The following is an 18,607-nucleotide window of genomic DNA, read 5'->3' on the forward strand; positions in this document are numbered from 1 at the left end:
AAATATGAATATAAGTAATATTAATCATGAATTAAATCAGTATAAAGTAAATAAAACTAGCGAAAATGAAACTACTGTTTATGAAAATAAATTAAATAAAGAATTTGAACCTATAGTTAAGGAATTCGTTGAAAAAATAAAAGATAATATTAAACCTATTTTAGCAAAACCTGAAGTAAACAGCCCAGATTTAAAAAAGATATTAAAAGAATTAGATGTTGATAATGATAATGATGTTTATGATCATATTAAAACAGAAAATTTAGGCTCTTTTAATTTTTTGTCAGATGATATGATGAAATTAATTAATTTGATGGTTAGATATTTAGAAGCGATGATTAAAAAGTTTGAAGCATCCAGAGAAATGGGTGTTATGTTAATGAATGTTGAATTAAATATGGCAGAGCAAATAAAAGATAATCTTAATAAAAAAGCTAATATTATGATTGGTGCAGCGATTACGAGTGCAGGTCTTTCAATGGCAATTAATGGCATGGGAGCCTTTGTTTCTATTAAAGGTATGGGTAAAGATTTAGTTGGTCATTCAAACCCAACTATTATTACAGGTAATTTAATCTCATCAACAGCAGATCCTTTAGCAAGAGTTGCAGATCAAACATTACAGTCACAAGGGATTAAAATTGATGGTGAACAAAAAGTATTAGAAGCAAGGGCAAGTATAAATAGTCATGTTGTTAATAATAATAATGATATCCAACGTGAAATTACTGAAGTTGTAAAAGCGTTATTGCAAGCAATAGAAGCGATTATTCATGCACAGCAAGATGCGGCATCTTCTATTGGCGCTAATGTTAGAGGATAATAAAATGTCTAAAGCTATTGATTCAGGGATGTCTAATATAGCTGATTATTTGAAAATAACTTCATCAACCAGTAATAATATTTCAACTTTTAAAGATAAAATAGAAAACTTTGATGATATAGAAAACTTACTAATAAATATAAGACAAGATTATAAAGATTTTGATTTTAATAACTGGTTAAATTGTAATAGTTTAAAAGGAAAAACAGAGAGAGAAATATTTATTTCTCTCTCTGAACAGTATGATAGAAACATGATTGAAAACAAAAAGTGTTTAAATTCAATGGCTGAATTATCATCATTAACAAAAAATACACTTTCTAATCATAGTTATCCTACTGATTCATTGCACGATTTTTTCTCTGAAGTAAAACAATCAATTATTGTGGGAAAACATGATTATTTAGATATTCTAAAATCTATCTTTTCTAAATATATGGATTATGTTCGTGATCTAAGAGAGGCTATGACTTCATTAAGTCATAATACAAAAGCGGGGAAAAAAGATGGGCATATCAGCATCAATTTTATAAAATTTTATTATATACTAAATGAAGTTAAGAGAAAATATACAAGCATAAATGGTGAAAAACCATTTTTTAATATAAATTTATTATATCAGCATAAAAATGATGGAAGTTATCTTAGAGAAATAGACAAACAAGAAATTAATTATAAAAATAGTAGGCAAGTTAAACAGGCAATTTACTCTATAGGGCAATTATTAAAAGAAATAAAAGGAATTAATATTGTAGAAAAAGAAGGGCATGAAGTAGAAATGGAGAGTAATATACAACCGTCTATTTTAAATAACAAAGATATTATAACTGAGTTTAACTGTTATCTTGATTTTTCCGACCTTGATCATTTTCTGCAAAACTTTAATACTTATTTGTCATCTTCAGGTATTTTATCAGAAAACGATTTAGATAGAGAAAGAGCAAAGTTAATTGAGAAGAATAATATAAGAAAAAAAGAAATAAATGATCAATTAAATTCATCGGTAGAGTTTGAATCTATAAATCCTTTAATTAATGTTGATGCTGAAATAGATAGAATTAAAGAAGAAAATAATAATAAAATGAAAGGAAGTTTAATTTTTCATGATAAGTTACAAACTGAATTCGATTTATTTAAAAAGTCACTTGACGCATTAGAAAAGAAAATAAATACAAATCTTGATGAATTATCTAAAAAATACAGCTCAGCAAATAGTAATTATGATAATTTTGTAAAAATAGTGAGTAGTACCATGAATACATTATTAGAGATGGCAAAAGGTTTTTTGCGTTTCTAAACTTCATTTATTTAATATGAAGAATTATTTTTTAGAGAGAAATACCCAATAATGCTAATGCTATCTTTAATTTTAAATTTTTGTTTAAAATTTCCAATTATATATAATCAATGTATAAGGTTAATATTATGGCGATTGTTATTGATTCTAATGTTTCCAAAAGTAATAAAAAAATAGATGCAAATACTCAGTTATCTAATAATATAGATTATAATAGAGATGATTTCTCAAATAATACTCATTTTTTATTAGAGGAAGTAAAAAGAGAGTATCAAGATATTTTTACTTATGATCTTCAAAAAAATAAAAAATTAGAAAATCTATCACAAAAAGAGAGATATTTTTTTCTTGATGAACAATATGTCAAAAACTATGTTAATCAACAAAAAAGTTTAAATGAGATTAACAATACTTCTCGTACTATTAAAAATCTACAACCAGATAATAGCTATCCGACAGATTCATTAAGTGATTTATTTAATGATATAAAACAATCTATTATTGCAGGGAAAAACGATTACTTGGATGTACTAAAAGATATTTTTTCTAAGTATATGGATTTTGTTAATGCACTTAGGGAGGCATTATCAAAACTAAGTGAATATACTGAAGCAGGTGGAAAAGATGGTTATATTAATGTTGATTTATCAAAAATAGCTGATGAAATAAATAAAATAATTAACGAGTTTACAAATAACGAATCAATTGGAAAGTTATTTTTTGGATTTGAAATGTCTTATTTTCAAGATAAGGATGGTCGTTATTATCGCATAGTGAATAATGAAAAGATATATTATGAAAGTTTTTCCGATTTATATAATGCAAAGGCAAAGGTTGCTGATTTATTAAATGGAATAAAAGGTATTTTTTTTCATGAAAGCAGTTCTAAAGATCCCTCAACAGGGGAGGAGTGTTTTAAAATTGAAGCGGGTATTGATCTCTCTGATATTGAACGTTTTTTAAAATCATTAAAAGAAAATGGTCTAGGTAAAAAAGATATGTTACAAACAGAATTTGATCTCTTAAAGAAGGCTATTGATGCATTAGAGAAAAAAATAAATACTAATCTTGATGAGCTTTCTAAAAAATATAGTTCGGCAAATAGTAACTATGATAATTTTGTTAAAATAGTGAGTAGTACCATGAATACATTATTAGAAATGGCAAAAGGATTTCTACGTTTTTAATTTTATATAGAGTAATGTTATGGATAATAAAAATATTTTAGGGATAAAAAAGAGCTGATATCTGGTTAATATCAGCTCTTGAGTTTAAAAATAATTGTTTAGATTAGAATTTATATTCTACACCTAACCAGTAATTGCGACCGTCTTCCATATAACCTTGAGTGTACTCATAAGATTTATCGAAGAGGTTATTAACAGAAGCATTAGCAGAAATGCCGTAACCAAAGTCATAATCTAAACGAAGGTCAGTTTTTGCATAGCCTGCCAGTTTGTCATTTTCATCAATGCGGTTATAAGTCCAACCTTGTGCTTCTTCCATAATCGTAAAGCGAACTTGCTCAACAGGAATAAACGTCATCCACATATAGGCTTTATGTTTTGGTAAGCCTTCCACGTGTGCGACTTGTTTAGGGTCGCTATGGATATAGCTGTAGTTTAAGCCAAGCTCTAACCAATCTGTCACATTACCTTTAGTACCTAAATCAAGACCAATATAGTCAATACGTCCACTATTTTGATTTTGGAAAAAGGCAGTACCGTTACGATAAACAGTGTGTGCCATAATCGCATCACTGACACGGTTATAGTAAATGCTGGTTTGGTAACCCCATTTATCCGTAATGTGTCCTTCATAGGTTAGGTCAAAAGATAATGCACGCTCAGGATCTAAATCTGGATTGATAATTCCTTTTGATCCATCTTTTGGTTTTTCAGTGGTGTAACGCTCTTTTTGTGTCGGGAAACGGCTACGATCAGAAACAGAGAAACGAACGTTATCATTATTGGCTAATGAATATTTCGCCATCATTTCCCAGTTAAAGGCAGTTTGTTTGTTATCATCAGCCCCTTTATCAGTATCGACGCTATCACGCCAGTCGTAACTAATTGCACCGACTAAATCGAGATCATTTGTGGCAGCCCATTGATATTCTGTCGCTAAAGACCATGTTCTGTCTTTATAACGCATCCAATCACCATTTTTCTCTTTCTGAGAACGGTGAACGTCATCTTTCCAGTGAGCGGCAAAAGAGAGTAGGTCGCTTTCGCGTGTATCAATACCTAACTGTAATGCAGCACCGGTACTGTAGTCGTCATAGTGGCTATAATCAGCAGTGTCGCCTTTTTTAGGGTACATATAGAGGGTATTTTCGAACTTATCATGATATGCACGGCTTTGCAGATTAATACCATCTGTGATTTGAGTGATACCGCTATAGTAATAACTTTCTTTGTTGTAATCCGGCCATGCCCAATATTTATATTTACCTTTTGCATTAGCTGAAGTATTTGGTGGGCTATTTTTTTCACCGTCTTGTTTTACATAAGTCAGGGTATATTCGTCAGAAGCACGTGGCGTCCAACCTACTTTGATCATGCCGCGTTTATCATCAGTTGCTGAATTATCACGACGTCCATGAGTGCCTGCTGCTGCATTATTTTCATCGGCACCAGGAATTGGTGTAAAGCGTTGTTTTAATTGGCTACCACTGATTTGAATAAAGCCTAAGTCATTACGTGCACCTAAACGGGCACTCATGTTATGTGCATAATCAGCACCACGAGCAAAACCTTGAGAATAAGCAATGCTTCCTTCTAATGGTTTTTTTGGTGTCGCAGTGGTGATATTAATTGCACCACCCATTAAGTTAGGGCCTTGCAGTAATGAGGTATAACCTTTGTTAACTTCAATACTGGCCAGATCGTTAGTGGTAAAACGGGCTAAGTCTAAGTTGCCATCGTAAGGAACATACGTTGGTATACCATCAAAGAATACAGGTACTTGTCGGCTATCAAAGCCACGCACTTTTATGGTGTACTCATTGCGGTTGCCTGATTTTTGCATAACAACACCGGGTAATGTTGCAATAGCTTGTGCCGCATTCACTTTATTTTGTTCAAGCATCTGCTCTTGCGTTAACACGTCTGGGTTTGCTGCGATAGGGCTACTCCAAACGGTTAATAAGTCAGGTGTTGATTGCCCATAAGAGGTGTCAGCAAGTGCAATACTAGGCAGTAGAGCAAGAGATAAACAGTAGCATAGAGGTTTTAATTTCATCATTCCAATCTCAATTTACAATCTATATATAATTTTTTATATAACGATATGCGTAAAAATAAATGAATAAATTGAGTGCTGACAATGTGTTAGCACTCGTTTTTTATAAAATAAAGCAACAAACTTATATAAAAGAAGCTCAGCAAAGATGTTCCTCTATGCCACTACAACCATTTCCTTGTTATAACTTCTTTTATATTGAGTAGATGTTGTCTCTATTTATTGTTGATTAAATATGTAAATACTCACTTACTTGTAAGTTGCTATTTTTATTTAATCTTTTGGGTAAAGACGAACTTTAATATCCGTCGGTGGAGCATAATAAGGCGCAGACGTTACCATTAAGGTAATGCCTGTTTGTGCATATTTCTCGATAGTATTGAGGTTAATACCGCCAGCTACAGACAAGTGACAATGAGGCGCAATTTGAGGTGCTTCTTGTTGTAATTGTGAGATATCTTCAATTGAGAATTTATCTAGCTGTAAAATATCAGGCTGTGCTTTTAACGCTTCTCTTGCTTGTTCAATATCGTCAGCTTCTACAACAATGCATTTTTCAGGCGCAGCTTGGCGCAACTGCTTAACATGTTGTGCCCAATTATCAGGCTCTGATAAAAATCGACGATGATTAGCAAAGAGTAAAATAGTTTCAGAGCAGCCTTGGCGATGAATAACACCACCACCCGCAAGTACCGCTTGAGTTGCCAGTAATTTGGTATTAGGGATATTTTTACGCGTACACGCAATTTGCCCTTTAGGTTGATAGCGGTGATAGATTTCCAGCATTCTTGCCATATAGTCACTCACGCCACAACTCCACTCAAGCACGTTTTGCACGACTTTCCAGCCTTGGTGCAGTGCATCAGCACGGCCTTCGGCTGTGATTAAGCAATCACCTTTATCAGCAAAATCACCATCTTGTCGATGTGCTGTTACTATCAATCCTAATTTTTCTAGTAAACGGCAACCTAGTGTGATCCCACTGACACAACCTGCTTCACGGCGTGTAAATGTCATTGTACCTAGCTGATCACTAATATTGAGAGCTCGACTGGTGAGATCGCCATATTGGATATCTTCCATCAATAAATTATCAAGAAAGGCATCAGGATAATAAATCATAGGTTTAACTCGCTTTCAGGAACGACATCCCAAGAAACCATTGCCCAATCACGAGTTGGTGAAATCAGTGAAACGCCTTTTTCAATACTTTCATGATAGTAATTTGTTAGGCGTACAATTTCGTCTTCGCTTAAAGGCCCTACGGAGAAATTAATACCTTCAATAAATTGCTCAAGACTATTGAAATTACTTTGACAATTACGGCTACGGATATAATCCACTTTAGGGTGAATACCCATTTGGTTTAGCATATTCACAGCATAAATGTATGTTGGGAGCGTAGGAACTTCACGACCTAATAAACGAATAATGCGTTGGTCAACAAAGGTTGGAGAAACTGTATGAGTAGTATAAACACGTAATTTAGCTTGGCGATTCAGTTTTAAGAGTGCGGCTTGTAAATCCATCACTAATGTTGAGCGTGAAGCAACCGCGATATCACAACGAGGAAGATCATCCCAACTATCTTCCCATGAGCAAGTTATAAATTCAGCGTGGTTGATACCTGCTTGTTCAGCTCTGCGTTTAGCAACCGCTAACATACCTGTACTGTAATCAATACCAATGGTTTTTTTGAATTTATCTGCCACATGAATGCTAATAGATCCTGGGCCGCAACCCACATCTAATAGAGTTTCAGCACCAGTAAAATCCATCATTTCACGAAATTTTATTAAATAAGGATCATTAGGATTGGCACAAGTTTCTGCCATTTTTTCAGCTCGTTTATCCCAATGCTCAGGCTCTTTTTTGGTTCTTTCAGCCTGTACCATGTGGTTTTTATAAAGTTCAGCAAAATCCGTGGTTTCAATAGTGTTCATATTCTTGCCTATGGTCATTTTTATTATCAGAGTAGGCGTGAAAATGCGCCTGAATATCTGTTGGTTGTACACCATAAAGGTGCGCTAAATTATCGGGTGTCAGCAAAACTTCAGGGCTGTTTTGCAAAACGGGGGTATGAGGTGTCAGTAAAATAACATCATCCGCTAAAGAGGCAGCATGTTGAGGGTGATGTGTAGACATAAAAACACTGATCCCCAACGCTTTTAATGCCTTAACTTGGGTAAGCAGTTTGATTTGATTACCAAAATCAAGGCTTGCTGCGGGTTCATCCATGATCAGCAACTTAGGTTGTTGCACTAACGCGCGAGCAATCAAAACCATCTGTTTTTCACCGCCACTTAAAGTATCAAAAGTTCGGTGAGCAAGATGAGAAAGCGAGAGCATTTCTAAGGTTTCCATTGCCATCGTTTTATCTTTCGAGCTTGGCATAGAGAAAAAGGAGAGATGCGCACCTCGTCCCATCACAACCATATCAATGACATTAAAAGAAAAGGGGATATGTGTGGCTTGAGGAACATAGGCAACTACTTTGGCAAGTTCTGTTGGTGACCACTCACTTAGTGTTTTACCTGCAATATTAATCTCACCATCAATACAAGGTATTAACCCTAATAGTGTTCGCATTAACGTCGTTTTACCGCAGCCATTGGCACCTAATAAGCAGATAATTTGCCCTTGCTCGATGTGAAATGAGAGATCTTTAATTAAGGTCTTGCCTTTATAACCAATGGCGAGCTGCTTCGCATTAGCAATGATCATCAGCCTTTCCTCGTTCTAAGTAACAACATTAAGAAGAATGGCGCACCAATGGCAGATGTTAAAATGCCTAGTGGAAGTTCAATATTGGCAATTGTGCGAGCTAATGTATCTGTAATTAACAACATTATGGCTCCCACAAGTAAGGAAACTGGGAGTTGTTGACTGAAGTTAGCGCCCACTAACAGTCTTGCAATGTGGGGGACAATTAAACCTAACCAGCCAATAATACCCGCGATAGAAACCGCACTTGCAGTGATTAATGTGGCTGACAAAATAAAAACAAGCCGAGTGACTTCGACGTTTAAACCTAATGCTCTGGCTTCTTCATCAGATAAACTGAGAATATTCATACGCCAGCGTAATAAAATCAGTGGAATAAATCCGACTAACATTAAAGGTGCAACGGAAATTAAATCAGAAGCGGTAATAGTCGAAAGACCACCCAATAGCCAAAAGGTAATAGAAGGCAATTGAGTATAAGGATCGGCGAGAATTTTCATTAATGAGATTGCGGAGCCACATAAGGCACTGATAGCAATACCAACCAACACAAGGGAAAGCACTGGATCGTGTTGTTTCGCAAGCCTTGCAATAAAGTAGACAAGGGCAACTGTCGCCAAACCGCCAGCGAAGGCAAAAAGCTGGATCGATAACATCGATTGACCAAGAAAAATACCTAATACAGCACCCACGCCAGCACCTGATGAAACGCCGAGAATATCAGGTGATACCAAAGGATTGCGGAACATGCCTTGATAAGCTGCACCTGCAATCGCAAGTCCTCCACCAATTAAAATTGCCGCCAAAACGCGGGGAAATCTTATTTGCCAAAAGACAGTTTCTGTGCGGTTATACTCTACATTGCCCGTTAATTTATTACTTACCAGTGTCCACAGCTCACTAGTAGTAAGTGAATACTTACCACTTGTGATCGCAATTAACGCAACAATGGAAAATAATGCAAATAAAAGCGTGATGCGTACGGATTGACTCATGAATACCCCAGCAATTGCTGACATTGTTCAGCACTTAATTGCGTATGGTAAAAATGAGCAAAGTAAGTTTGCAGATCTTGAGCCGCTTGTTTTTCTATTCGAGCGTCAAAATGGCTTTGTAAGCGACGCATTCCCATTAAACGGTTGATCCCCGGAGGACCATCTAACCAACCAAATGGTAAGCCTTTAAATAGTAGCACTTTGTTGTTTTTAACGGCTTGAATACTTTTCCATACCGAGTCTTGCATAATTTGCTGATAGGCATTTTCATCTTGTGTGATGATAATTTCAGGGTCCCACATCAACAGTTGTTCTGGTGAAACATCAGTTAATCCAGTGAAGTCAGGAATATCTACCACATTTTCAAAGCCTAATGTTTCAATCGCTTCGGTATGAATAGAGCTTCTTGCACCCGTTTGTAGCCCTTTTGCACCACGGGCAAGGTAAAAACGAGGGTTTGTTTTTTGTGTAGAAGCAAACAAAGCGGCATCACTAAGATATTGCTCTGCAATAAGCGCTAATGTTTCTGCTCTTTCTGCAACACCGAGTAAAGCTCCTGTTTGACGTAATTGGGCAGGACTATCTTTTAATGTGCCATCAATTAACACATAAGGTACACCCGTTTGATCAGAAACACGTTTCGCTAATGAACGATAGGTTTCATCCACATTTCCGCTATCAATAATAATATCGGGCTCTAACGTCAGTAAGGCTTCTAAAGAGAGGGTACTTCCTCGTCCTGATAAGCGCCCTAAACGAGGCAATTTACGCAGGTCATCTGAAAACAAAGGACTTTTTTCTAAATTAAGTGAGGAAAAACCCAATAATTTTTCAGGCGCTAATGCAAGTAACAATTGATCAGTCGGAGGCCCTGCACTTATTACGCGATGGATCGCGGTTGATGCCGGAACATGACCGAATTGTGCTGCTATACGTGAGGTTATTGCTGCTCTTACAGAATGCGGAAGTGCTGATAATGTCGCAATTGTCGTGAGGTAAGTTAGAAATTGTCGTCTACGGATCGCCATAAGTTCACACTATTTATTGTTTTATATTGGTATCGTTGTTTCATTTATTATACAGCGAAGAATACTATATTTCCTTTGGCTTAAGTCAAGGGATCATCAGTCAAAATCAAATCTAAGCACACATCTGAAAAACTTTATTCGAAATAGTGTATAACCTAGGGCTATAATCAGCGTTCTTGGAAAATTAAAGCGCGTATTAATACGAGTGTTTTTGGATAGTTGCGATATAAAATGAAGAAAAAACGCCCCTCATTACAGGATGTCGCTTCACGAGTCGGTGTTACCAAAATGACGGTTAGTCGTTTTTTGCGTAATCCCGAACAAGTCTCTGAAGCTTTACGAGAAAAAATTGCGCGTGAATTAGATAGCCTCAATTATATTCCTAATCGCGCCCCTGATATTTTATCGAATTCGACCAGTCATGCGATTGGGGTATTGCTACCTTCTTTAACTAACCAAGTTTTTGCTGAAGTTATTCGTGGCATTGAATCAGTGACCGATAAATACGGTTATCAAACCATGTTAGCGCACTACGGATATCGTGCTGAAAAAGAAGAAGAGCGTCTACTTTCATTACTCTCTTATAATATCGATGGACTTATTCTTGCTGAAAGAACGCATACACCAAAGACAATGAAAATGTTAGAAACCGCAGGTATTCCTGTGGTGGAAATCATGGACAGTGTTTCGCCTTGTTTTGATTCGGCAGTAGGATTAGATAATGTTGACGCTTCAGAACAGATGGTCAATGAGATGATCAAACGTGGATGTAAACGTGTTATCTACCTCGGTGCAAGACAGGATGAACGAACCTTAATGCGGTTACAAGGTTATGAAAAAGCAATGCAAAATGCAGGCTTACCTATTGGCAATGTGATGACGCCAAAGAGCTCATCTTATTCGTTAGGTGCTGAATTATTACATGCTGCACGTAAGCAATATCCTGATTTAGATGGACTTTATTGCACCAATGACGATATCGCAATTGGTGCCATTTTTGAGTGTCAACGTTTAGGTATTTCTGTGCCAGAGGATATTGCGATATCGGGTTTCCATGGACACGATGTTGGACAAGTGATGACGCCTCGTCTGGCGAGTATCTTTACCCCTCGTGATGAAATGGGGCAACAAGCTGCTGATTTATTGCTTAAACGGATGAAGGGTAAAATTGCTCGTGGTCAAGTGATTGATGTAGGTTTCCGCATTATTACGGGTGAAAGTATATAATTAATTAACTTATTGATAATTTTGAAAAATAATGATTTTTAAGCCCTATTGTTATGTTTGTAACAGTAGGGTTTTTTATTGAGATGCCTTTTCTCTTTCAGTGTTATTACTGCCAATTTGGCTGTGAATAAAAAGAAGTTGGTCAGATATTTTGTTGTCATTTTGTAGATCATCTTACTTTCATTTGAGAGTCGCTTCACATTTTCACTTCTTAGTTGATCTTCGTTGTTGTATTTACCTTGTCACTTCGGATATGTTACCCGTAACAGTTACGGGTAACATTACAAAAAAGACTTAATATCTGCCTTAAAGGAGCATTCTATGAACGATACCCAATCCCTACACCATGTTTTCATCTTAATGGGGGTATCAGGCAGCGGTAAATCTGCGGTCGCAAGCGGTGTAGCACAACGTACAGGTGCTGCATTTTTAGACGGTGATTTCCTCCATCCTCGCTCAAATATTACTAAAATGGCATCAGGCCATGCTTTAAATGATGAAGATCGTAAACCTTGGCTACAAGCATTAAATGATGCCGCATTTGCAATGCAAAGAACCAATAGCGTTTCGTTAATTGTTTGTTCTGCATTGAAAAAACAGTATCGCGATATGTTAAGAGACGGCAATCAATGCCTGCACTTTTTATATTTAAAAGGTGACTATGAGCTGATTGAAAGTCGTTTAAAAGCACGTAAAGGGCACTTCTTTAAACCTCAAATGTTAGTGACACAATTTGAAACCTTAGAAGAGCCAACTACAGCTGAAAATGATGTGTATGAAATTGATATTTCAATGCCACTTGATGATGTGATTGAAAGTGCAATTAATAAGATAAATTCAGTCACTCAAGGGACTTTTGAAGGGGAAACGGTATGAGTACATTAACACTTGTGCTAACAGCAGTTGGCTCTGTTTTATTACTGCTCTTTTTTGTTATGTATGCACGCTTACATGCTTTTATTGCATTAATGATTGTTGCGATTGGTGCGGGTATTTTCTCAGGCATGCCTTTGGAAAAAATCACACAAACCATGCAAAACGGAATGGGAGGTACTTTAGGTTTCCTCTCTATCGTTGTCGCACTGGGTGCAATGTTTGGTAAGGTGCTGCATGAAACAGGGGCATTAGACCAAATCGCAGTACGGTTATTAAAGTATTTTGGTGAGAAACGTGCCAACTACGCATTAGGTATCGCAGGTTTAATTTGTGCCCTACCTCTGTTCTTTGATGTCGCCGTTGTTTTATTAATTGGCGTTGTATTTGCTGTCGCTCGCCGTACCGGTGGCAATGTAGTGAAAATGGCAATCCCTTTATTTGCGGGTGTTGCAGGTGCCGCAGCCTTCTTATTACCGGGGCCAACACCAATGTTATTAGCTGACCAAATGAATGCAGATTTTGGTTGGATGATCTTAATTGGTCTGTGTGCGGCTATTCCGGGCATGTTATTAGCAGGTCCTATCTTCGGTAACTTTATCAGCCGTTACGTTACCTTAGAATTACCAAAAGATTTGTCTGAACCAAGTTTAGGTCAAAACAAAATGCCTTCCTTTGGTTTCAGTCTTGCACTGGTGTTATTACCTTTAGTGTTAGTGGGATGCAAAACCATTGGTGCGCGTTTCGTTGAGAAAGGTTCAGAGCTGTACAACATTCTTGAATTTGTTGGCCATCCATTTATCGCTATTCTTGTCGCTTGTTTAGTGGCTATTTACGGCTTAGCAATCCGCCGTGGTATGAGTAAAGAAAAAGTGATGGAGATTTGTTCTGCTGCAATCCAACCTGCGGGGATCATTTTACTAGTCACAGGTGCGGGCGGTGTCTTTAAACAAGTGTTGGTAGATTCGGGTGTTGGTCCTGCATTGGGTAATGCTTTAATTGGTGCAGGTATGCCAATCGCAGTAGCATGTTTTATTCTGGCGGGTGCAGTGCGTGTTATTCAAGGTTCAGCAACAGTTGCTTGTTTAACTGCTGTCGGTTTAGTTTTACCTGTTATCAATGAATTGGGTTACAGCGGTGCTCAAATGGCTGCATTATCAGTTTGTATTGCGGGTGGCTCTATTATTCTTAGCCACGTTAATGATTCTGGTTTCTGGTTGTTTGGTAAATTTACAGGCGCAACAGAAGCTCAAACCTTAAAAACATGGTCATTAATGGAAACTATTCTTGGCACAACCGGTGCTGTAATCGGTATGATTTTCTTCGCATTTCTTTGATATCTAATCTTTATTTTTCAAATTATTAGCGCGTCCTTTGACGCGCTTTTTTCATTGCTATAAATGGCTATCAAATATGACAGAAAATACCTCGTGTCTCATTAACCTATAGGTTTCTTTATTCTGTGGGCACATTGGGGTTGTCATATTATGGTTGACTATAATTCGCTTTTCATTAAACACACGGATTGTAATATTCACACAATCACACTTATACGTGATTCGATTTTAGCATCAAGCAATAAGCTACAAGATAAGCTTAATTTGCTCGATGAGATGGAACATCTATTTGGCAAGATGCTGGATAATTCCCGCTTATTAACTCAATTTTTAAATGAGGTTGATACACATTTTACGCATAGCCGAGAAGAGATAGAAAATTTCTCTGGTTGGCTAAAAAAAATCAAAGAGAGCGCCAGTAATATTGATAGGCTTTCCAGTCAGGCGAATCTTTTATCGATAAATTCAGCGATTGAAGCAGGGCATATAGGGCGAGAAGGTGCGGGATTTTCAGTCTTAGCCCAAGAGATGAAAAAGTTATCATTAGAAATCCAGAAGCAAGCCTCTTCTATTGCCAGTATTAATAATAATTTAGGTGCTCGCTTTATTCCTGTGAAAGAAACCACAGAAAAAAACCAAGAGCAGGTTCAACAAATAAAAATACAGGTTGAAGAAGGGCATCAAAATTTAACATCATTGTCGGAACAAGCGAGCGAGCTTAAACATATTTTTACCTTTATTTCGATGCAGCAATTTTTTAATACCGTCAAACTCGATCATGTTTTATGGAAAGAAGCTATTTATATTCATTTATTAAATAATGACGATGAGCACTGCGTTAATCAGCACACTGAATGTCGATTAGGGAAATGGTATTACCAAGGTGATGGACGGAAATTTGCGGGCACAGAGGCTTTTCGTCGTTTAGATGAGCCGCATAAATTAGTGCATGAATGTGGTCGTTTAGCGCTAAGCGCTAATATAAAAGGTGATCAAGAAGCGGTAACGCAATATATAGAGCGAATGGAACAGGCCAGTGTCGATGTTATCAAGTATGTGGATGTTTTATTAAACTCAGTAGATTACTAATCAGCTAAATAAAAATAAGAAAAAAAGGAGCAATAAGCTCCTTTTTGTGTGTTGTAAAGCGTGAATTAGCCTTTGTTCATTAATGTGTTCAATTGGCTATAAAGTGTATTGGCACTGCTTTCATAACCTTCACGAGAAAGATGAACACCATCAGGTCTTGCTAAATCATACAATGCCCACGCTTTTATGGAGCACTCTCCACCCATATAGTCACGCCAATCCCAGAATAGCGTTTTCTCTTGTTGGGCGACTTCTTTTTGAATTCTGACAATATCAGTTAGCCATTGAGGCTGCTGTGAACGACAGTCAGAGGCTTCTTTATTTTTGATTGAGTCAGACGGCCCAATTAATAAAATAGCGCTATTAGGGGCTTGCTGGCGAATTTGGCGAATTTTATCCGTAAGCTGCTGGCGATAGGCACTTAAATCAAAAGTGTCATTAAAGGCTTCGTTTGTACCATAAGCCAAAATCACCATATCAGGATGTAATTGTCCTAATGTTTCGGTCCACTGTGAACCCCATCTATCCATCATATTAATAGTGGCACCGTTAATGCCTAATGAGGAAAGCATGACGCCGGGCTGTTGATTGGTGATCAACCAGCCGCCTAATTTAACAGGCTGGTTTTTGCTAACGGTAATACTGACAGGGAATGTCATGGCAGTCGGATTTGAAAATTGCCATTTACCTTGTGTTTGTGACAGTGAAAGGACTTTGCTTGTCGATGACTGTACATTCACCTGCGCTGTCGTTGGCGTTTTATAAAGTGCTTGTAATTGATAGCGCTGCTGAGTTACTGGATTTTCAGATAACTGCAATTTTGCCCATTTAGCTTGAGGTTCACTAATAAAACCCCCTAATGGGAAATCAGGATCGCTATCTTTTCTGCTTGAAAGCAGTGTCCAAGCTTTTTTGTCACTTTGGTATTGTACATTCGCAATACGCTGACCTGCGATATTCGTTGGAGGAATAAAACCAATACCGCCATTACCATAGTCAGCTTGAAAACGTTCACGTAACTTACCACTGAAAAAATCGGCCGCAGTATGGGAATCCCCTAACTGAACGATATGCACCGTTTGGCGACCTTGCTGTAATTTCTTAACAAAGCCGGCAAAGTGGGGATCATGATAGTTATAAAGCTGTCTCGAACCATCAGCAGGTAATACTGTTGGTGTAGGGAGCTTTACTGTTTTTTCAGTGTCTTGGTTACAAGCAACTAAGAGTGAAACTAAAGCCAGTATGATTGAGCTACTGACTAAAGTTTTACGCTCAAGGATGTGCGTTATTTGTTTCATTTACAATAACCGTGTTTTTATCTTTTACATCATCGACTGCATTATCTTCTTTAATTTCTTCTTGAAGATGAATACGTGAGAATACGTGTTGAGCAATAATTTGCTGACCTTTTAAGCTAAAATGAATGCCATCACCGGCTCTTAACTTAACACGACTGCTACCATCGCCCATATAATCAGAATAAATATCTTTCTCATATTTAAACATATCATTGACGGAAAGGTAAATTTCGCCCATTTTCTCAGCTTCTTCGCGGTAAAGTTTATCAAGATATGCCATACCTTCAGATAACTTCTGTTTACGCATATTAGGGGGACCAACCCAAATCACCGTGACATTATTCTGTCTTGCATTTTCTATAATGCCTGCAATACGTGATCGGTAGGTAGATTCCCATGCTTCACTGGCAAATTTTAAGTAGCGTCCTCCGCCATCAGGCGGCATATCCCAAGGATCGTTAGGGCCTAAAAAGACCACTAATAATTTGATGGAGTCGTCATTGGCTAAGCGTGTCGCAATAGTTTGTGGCCAATTGAAAAAGCGTGGATAGGCAAGTCCTGTACTTTGTTTACTTAAATCGATACTGCTGATGTTGTAATCCGTTTGTAGTTGACGTTTAAGTAAAGGTGCAACACCTTGCATCATTGAATCGCCCGCAAATAACACTTTATCTTCTGGTGATAAGATAATTTCTGTTTTTTGAACGATAGGTTTTAAGGCTTCTAATGCGGCATCAGACACGTCTGTAACAGAATGGTAAGGTAACCCACCCATTGCCTGCTTGCGCTCTAATAATTGAGGAAAGCGTTGCGTTAATTGAGTCGCTGGTCGTGTGTACCCATTAAAGAAGTGTAAGCCAACAGCAAAGCCTTCAGGGAGCTGCTCAGGGGCTGAGGTTTGCACTATTGGTTTAGCCTGATTATCAGGATGATTAACTTGTAGGTAATCTCCATAGCTTTCTATTGCAACGAATACGCCATCACGCAGTTGTCCACCCACTTGCCAAGCATAATAGTGAGAAAGTCCAGACCAAGGTGCAGGGTGATGATATTGTTGTTGCCAAAAACGCTCTAGTGATGTTTGGTTTAGCCAAATCAGAAAGAGGGTGCTGAATAGCACCATTAAGGCAACTTTTGCTGTCTTTTTTAAGTTTGAGCAGAAATCAAAAGCTGGCATAAATAAATCCTGGCACCCCATCTGGAGACAACATGAAAATAATCGTGAGGATCAACGCAAGTGGTAGCGGATAAACATACCACGGCACTCTTTTCTCAAGACGAGCCACAATATCCCTTAATGTTACAAAGCAAGGGTAAAGTAAGAAAAGTCCCCAGAACATAAAGAGGGTTAAGCCTTCAGCTTGTAATGACGCCCAAGCACCCACACTAAAGAGTTGCTGTATTAAAACAAAAGCATCTCCCACGGTTTGACTGCGGAAAAATATCCAAGCAAAGCAAACAAAGTGGAAAGTAATTATCCATGACAACAACATATTCAATGACGATAACGCGCTTGGTGGGGCATTTTTCTTCACTGGGAAGAGACGGTGTTTAATATTTAATAACACCACACCAATCCCGTGAATAGCACCCCAAATAATAAAGGTCATAGCAGCACCGTGCCATAATCCAGAAATTACCATCGCGGCAAAGGCATTAAAGTTTTGTCTAATCACTCCTTTACGATTACCCCCTAAAGGAATATAGACGTAATCACGAATAAAGGTAGATAAACTGATGTGCCAGCGACGCCAGAAATCCGCTAAGTTTATCGCTAAATAAGGCGCATTAAAGTTGCGAGGGACAACAAAGCCCAGTAATAAGGCAATACCTGTAACAAGATTGGTATAACCAGAGAAATTAAAATAGATATGCCATGCATAGGCATAAACCGCCGTCAGCACTTGCCCACTTTGCGCTAAATCAGGCGCGTTAAATACCGGATCAACATAGTTTGTTGAAAACCAACCACTTAACCAAAAGAGTTTTGCGATAGCTAAAACAATCAGCATTATCGCCCCTTTATAATCAATGATTTTTCGGGTTGGAGCCTGAATTTGTGGAAGAAATTCTTTAGCGCGATTAATCGGCCCCGCAACTATGCTTGGGAAAAAGCATAGATAAAGAACGACATCTAAAAACGGTGCTTTAGGGATCTCTTTTCGGCAAACAGAAACGACATAACTAACTGAATGGAAAATATAGAAAGAGAGTCCTAGTGGCGCAAGCAACTCAATAAGAGGCAGCTCAATACTGAGTCCCCATTGCTGGAATGCTTGTGTCAGCGTTTCTTGGAAGAATGAGTAATATTTAAAGGCAGTAAAATAGACCGCAACTAATAACCCTAATAGCCAGTATATGACTTTAGAGGACGTGTACTTAGTTAATATATTCGCCAGTAAATAAATAAAGAGCGTGTAACTTAATAAGATAATCGCAGGACGATAATCCGCATAAAAAAGAAAAGCGTAACTGACTGTTATCAGTAGAATATTTTGGATCTTGACGTGCTTTTGGAAGAGCCAGTATAGAACAAAAAAGCTAACAAAGGCTCCGAGAAACTCGAATGAAAAAAAATTCATAAAGGGCTCTAAGGGTGTGATTTAAAAGTCATACCAAACGTGTTACCCCATATATTATGAATTCTAAGCAGGCTTTCAATCAAAAGATTAT

At 37.4% G+C, this 18,607-nt stretch carries 16 protein-coding genes; 7 read left to right on the forward strand and 9 right to left on the reverse strand.

Annotated features, from left to right (window positions below; translation table 11 throughout):
* The first annotated feature begins 4 nt into the window (after nucleotides 1–4).
* From ABN236_RS07140 to ABN236_RS07150, 3 genes are all read left to right on the forward strand, one after another.
* A complete protein-coding gene (locus ABN236_RS07140) occupies nucleotides 5–823 on the forward strand; it encodes a type III secretion protein (protein ID WP_349473670.1) in 819 nt (272 codons plus the stop codon).
* Between the two features lie 4 nt (nucleotides 824–827).
* Nucleotides 828–2,120, forward strand: coding sequence for an IpaD/SipD/SspD family type III secretion system needle tip protein (locus tag ABN236_RS07145; RefSeq protein ID WP_349473671.1), 1,293 nt, complete (start codon nucleotides 828–830; stop codon nucleotides 2,118–2,120).
* A 128-nt stretch (nucleotides 2,121–2,248) separates the two neighbouring features.
* The gene (locus tag ABN236_RS07150) at nucleotides 2,249–3,307 is read left to right on the forward strand and encodes an IpaD/SipD/SspD family type III secretion system needle tip protein (protein ID WP_349473672.1); all 1,059 of its coding nucleotides are present in this window, start codon (nucleotides 2,249–2,251) and stop codon (nucleotides 3,305–3,307) included.
* A gap of 103 nt (nucleotides 3,308–3,410) precedes the next feature.
* Here ABN236_RS07150 and ABN236_RS07155 read toward each other — a convergent pair whose 3' ends face one another.
* The 6 genes from ABN236_RS07155 to ABN236_RS07180 form a co-directional block, all read right to left on the reverse strand.
* Entirely contained in the window at nucleotides 3,411–5,363 is a 1,953-nt protein-coding gene (locus ABN236_RS07155) for a TonB-dependent receptor plug domain-containing protein (protein ID WP_349473811.1), read from the reverse strand.
* Nucleotides 5,364–5,636: 273 nt separating this feature from the next.
* Nucleotides 5,637–6,485 carry a ModD protein gene (modD, locus tag ABN236_RS07160; protein WP_349473673.1) on the reverse strand — a complete coding sequence of 283 codons (849 nt, stop codon included), beginning with the start codon at nucleotides 6,483–6,485 and terminating at the stop codon, nucleotides 5,637–5,639.
* Entirely contained in the window at nucleotides 6,482–7,306 is an 825-nt protein-coding gene (locus ABN236_RS07165) for a class I SAM-dependent methyltransferase (RefSeq protein WP_311755250.1), read from the reverse strand. Before ABN236_RS07165 ends, modD begins: the two co-directional genes overlap by 4 nt.
* The gene (locus ABN236_RS07170) at nucleotides 7,293–8,087 is read right to left on the reverse strand and encodes an ABC transporter ATP-binding protein (protein WP_349473674.1); all 795 of its coding nucleotides are present in this window, start codon (nucleotides 8,085–8,087) and stop codon (nucleotides 7,293–7,295) included. Before ABN236_RS07170 ends, ABN236_RS07165 begins: the two co-directional genes overlap by 14 nt.
* Nucleotides 8,087–9,082 (reverse strand): FecCD family ABC transporter permease, encoded by a 996-nt coding sequence (locus ABN236_RS07175; protein WP_349473675.1) that lies wholly within the window; start codon nucleotides 9,080–9,082, stop codon nucleotides 8,087–8,089. The genes ABN236_RS07170 and ABN236_RS07175 overlap by 1 nt, the downstream gene beginning before the upstream one ends.
* On the reverse strand, nucleotides 9,079–10,110 hold the full coding sequence (locus ABN236_RS07180; protein ID WP_088494485.1) for an iron ABC transporter substrate-binding protein: 1,032 nt from the start codon (nucleotides 10,108–10,110) through the stop codon (nucleotides 9,079–9,081). The genes ABN236_RS07175 and ABN236_RS07180 overlap by 4 nt, the downstream gene beginning before the upstream one ends.
* Nucleotides 10,111–10,341: 231 nt before the next feature.
* On the opposite strand from ABN236_RS07180, the gene gntR reads away from it, so the two are divergent.
* The 4 genes from gntR (at nucleotide 10,342) to ABN236_RS07200 (ending at nucleotide 14,636) form a co-directional block, all read left to right on the forward strand.
* Entirely contained in the window at nucleotides 10,342–11,337 is a 996-nt protein-coding gene (gntR, locus tag ABN236_RS07185) for a gluconate operon transcriptional repressor GntR (RefSeq protein WP_088494486.1), read from the forward strand.
* A 321-nt stretch (nucleotides 11,338–11,658) separates the two neighbouring features.
* Entirely contained in the window at nucleotides 11,659–12,213 is a 555-nt protein-coding gene (gene gntK / locus ABN236_RS07190; protein ID WP_194951282.1) for a gluconokinase, read from the forward strand.
* Nucleotides 12,210–13,547, forward strand: coding sequence for a gluconate transporter (gene gntU / locus ABN236_RS07195; protein WP_088494488.1), 1,338 nt, complete (start codon nucleotides 12,210–12,212; stop codon nucleotides 13,545–13,547). Before gntK ends, gntU begins: the two co-directional genes overlap by 4 nt.
* Nucleotides 13,548–13,697: 150 nt before the next feature.
* Nucleotides 13,698–14,636, forward strand: a complete 939-nt coding sequence (locus tag ABN236_RS07200) for a methyl-accepting chemotaxis protein (protein WP_349473676.1) — start codon at nucleotides 13,698–13,700, stop codon at nucleotides 14,634–14,636.
* A 65-nt stretch (nucleotides 14,637–14,701) separates the two neighbouring features.
* On the opposite strand, the gene ABN236_RS07205 is transcribed toward ABN236_RS07200, so the two are convergent.
* From ABN236_RS07205 to ABN236_RS07215, 3 genes are read right to left on the reverse strand one after another with little or no spacing between them, the layout of a single operon-like run.
* Nucleotides 14,702–15,934, reverse strand: coding sequence for an SGNH/GDSL hydrolase family protein (locus tag ABN236_RS07205; RefSeq protein ID WP_318621204.1), 1,233 nt, complete (start codon nucleotides 15,932–15,934; stop codon nucleotides 14,702–14,704).
* On the reverse strand, nucleotides 15,909–17,111 hold the full coding sequence (locus ABN236_RS07210) for an SGNH/GDSL hydrolase family protein (protein ID WP_349473677.1): 1,203 nt from the start codon (nucleotides 17,109–17,111) through the stop codon (nucleotides 15,909–15,911). The genes ABN236_RS07205 and ABN236_RS07210 overlap by 26 nt, the downstream gene beginning before the upstream one ends.
* Nucleotides 17,098–18,516: an MBOAT family O-acyltransferase gene (locus tag ABN236_RS07215; protein WP_088494492.1), complete on the reverse strand. Its 1,419-nt coding sequence runs from the start codon at nucleotides 18,514–18,516 to the stop codon at nucleotides 17,098–17,100. Before ABN236_RS07215 ends, ABN236_RS07210 begins: the two co-directional genes overlap by 14 nt.
* Nucleotides 18,517–18,607 lie beyond the last annotated feature (91 nt).

It is taken from the genome of Proteus sp. fly-1013 (assembly GCF_040140245.1).
Lineage (GTDB): Bacteria > Pseudomonadota > Gammaproteobacteria > Enterobacterales > Enterobacteriaceae > Proteus > Proteus mirabilis_B.

Excerpts from the sequence above, each read along its gene's own strand:
- ABN236_RS07140 (WP_349473670.1), top strand. The coding sequence starts at position 5 with ATGAATATAAGTAATATTAATCATGAATTAAATCAGTATAAAGTAAAT.
- ABN236_RS07145 (WP_349473671.1), top strand. The coding sequence starts at position 828 with ATGTCTAAAGCTATTGATTCAGGGATGTCTAATATAGCTGATTATTTG.
- ABN236_RS07150 (WP_349473672.1), top strand. The coding sequence starts at position 2,249 with ATGGCGATTGTTATTGATTCTAATGTTTCCAAAAGTAATAAAAAAATA.
- ABN236_RS07155 (WP_349473811.1), bottom strand. The coding sequence starts at position 5,363 with ATGAAATTAAAACCTCTATGCTACTGTTTATCTCTTGCTCTACTGCCT.
- modD (WP_349473673.1), bottom strand. The coding sequence starts at position 6,485 with ATGATTTATTATCCTGATGCCTTTCTTGATAATTTATTGATGGAAGAT.
- ABN236_RS07165 (WP_311755250.1), bottom strand. The coding sequence starts at position 7,306 with ATGAACACTATTGAAACCACGGATTTTGCTGAACTTTATAAAAACCAC.
- ABN236_RS07170 (WP_349473674.1), bottom strand. The coding sequence starts at position 8,087 with ATGATCATTGCTAATGCGAAGCAGCTCGCCATTGGTTATAAAGGCAAG.
- ABN236_RS07175 (WP_349473675.1), bottom strand. The coding sequence starts at position 9,082 with ATGAGTCAATCCGTACGCATCACGCTTTTATTTGCATTATTTTCCATT.
- ABN236_RS07180 (WP_088494485.1), bottom strand. The coding sequence starts at position 10,110 with ATGGCGATCCGTAGACGACAATTTCTAACTTACCTCACGACAATTGCG.
- gntR (WP_088494486.1), top strand. The coding sequence starts at position 10,342 with ATGAAGAAAAAACGCCCCTCATTACAGGATGTCGCTTCACGAGTCGGT.
- gntK (WP_194951282.1), top strand. The coding sequence starts at position 11,659 with ATGAACGATACCCAATCCCTACACCATGTTTTCATCTTAATGGGGGTA.
- gntU (WP_088494488.1), top strand. The coding sequence starts at position 12,210 with ATGAGTACATTAACACTTGTGCTAACAGCAGTTGGCTCTGTTTTATTA.
- ABN236_RS07200 (WP_349473676.1), top strand. The coding sequence starts at position 13,698 with ATGGTTGACTATAATTCGCTTTTCATTAAACACACGGATTGTAATATT.
- ABN236_RS07205 (WP_318621204.1), bottom strand. The coding sequence starts at position 15,934 with ATGAAACAAATAACGCACATCCTTGAGCGTAAAACTTTAGTCAGTAGC.
- ABN236_RS07210 (WP_349473677.1), bottom strand. The coding sequence starts at position 17,111 with ATGCCAGCTTTTGATTTCTGCTCAAACTTAAAAAAGACAGCAAAAGTT.
- ABN236_RS07215 (WP_088494492.1), bottom strand. The coding sequence starts at position 18,516 with ATGAATTTTTTTTCATTCGAGTTTCTCGGAGCCTTTGTTAGCTTTTTT.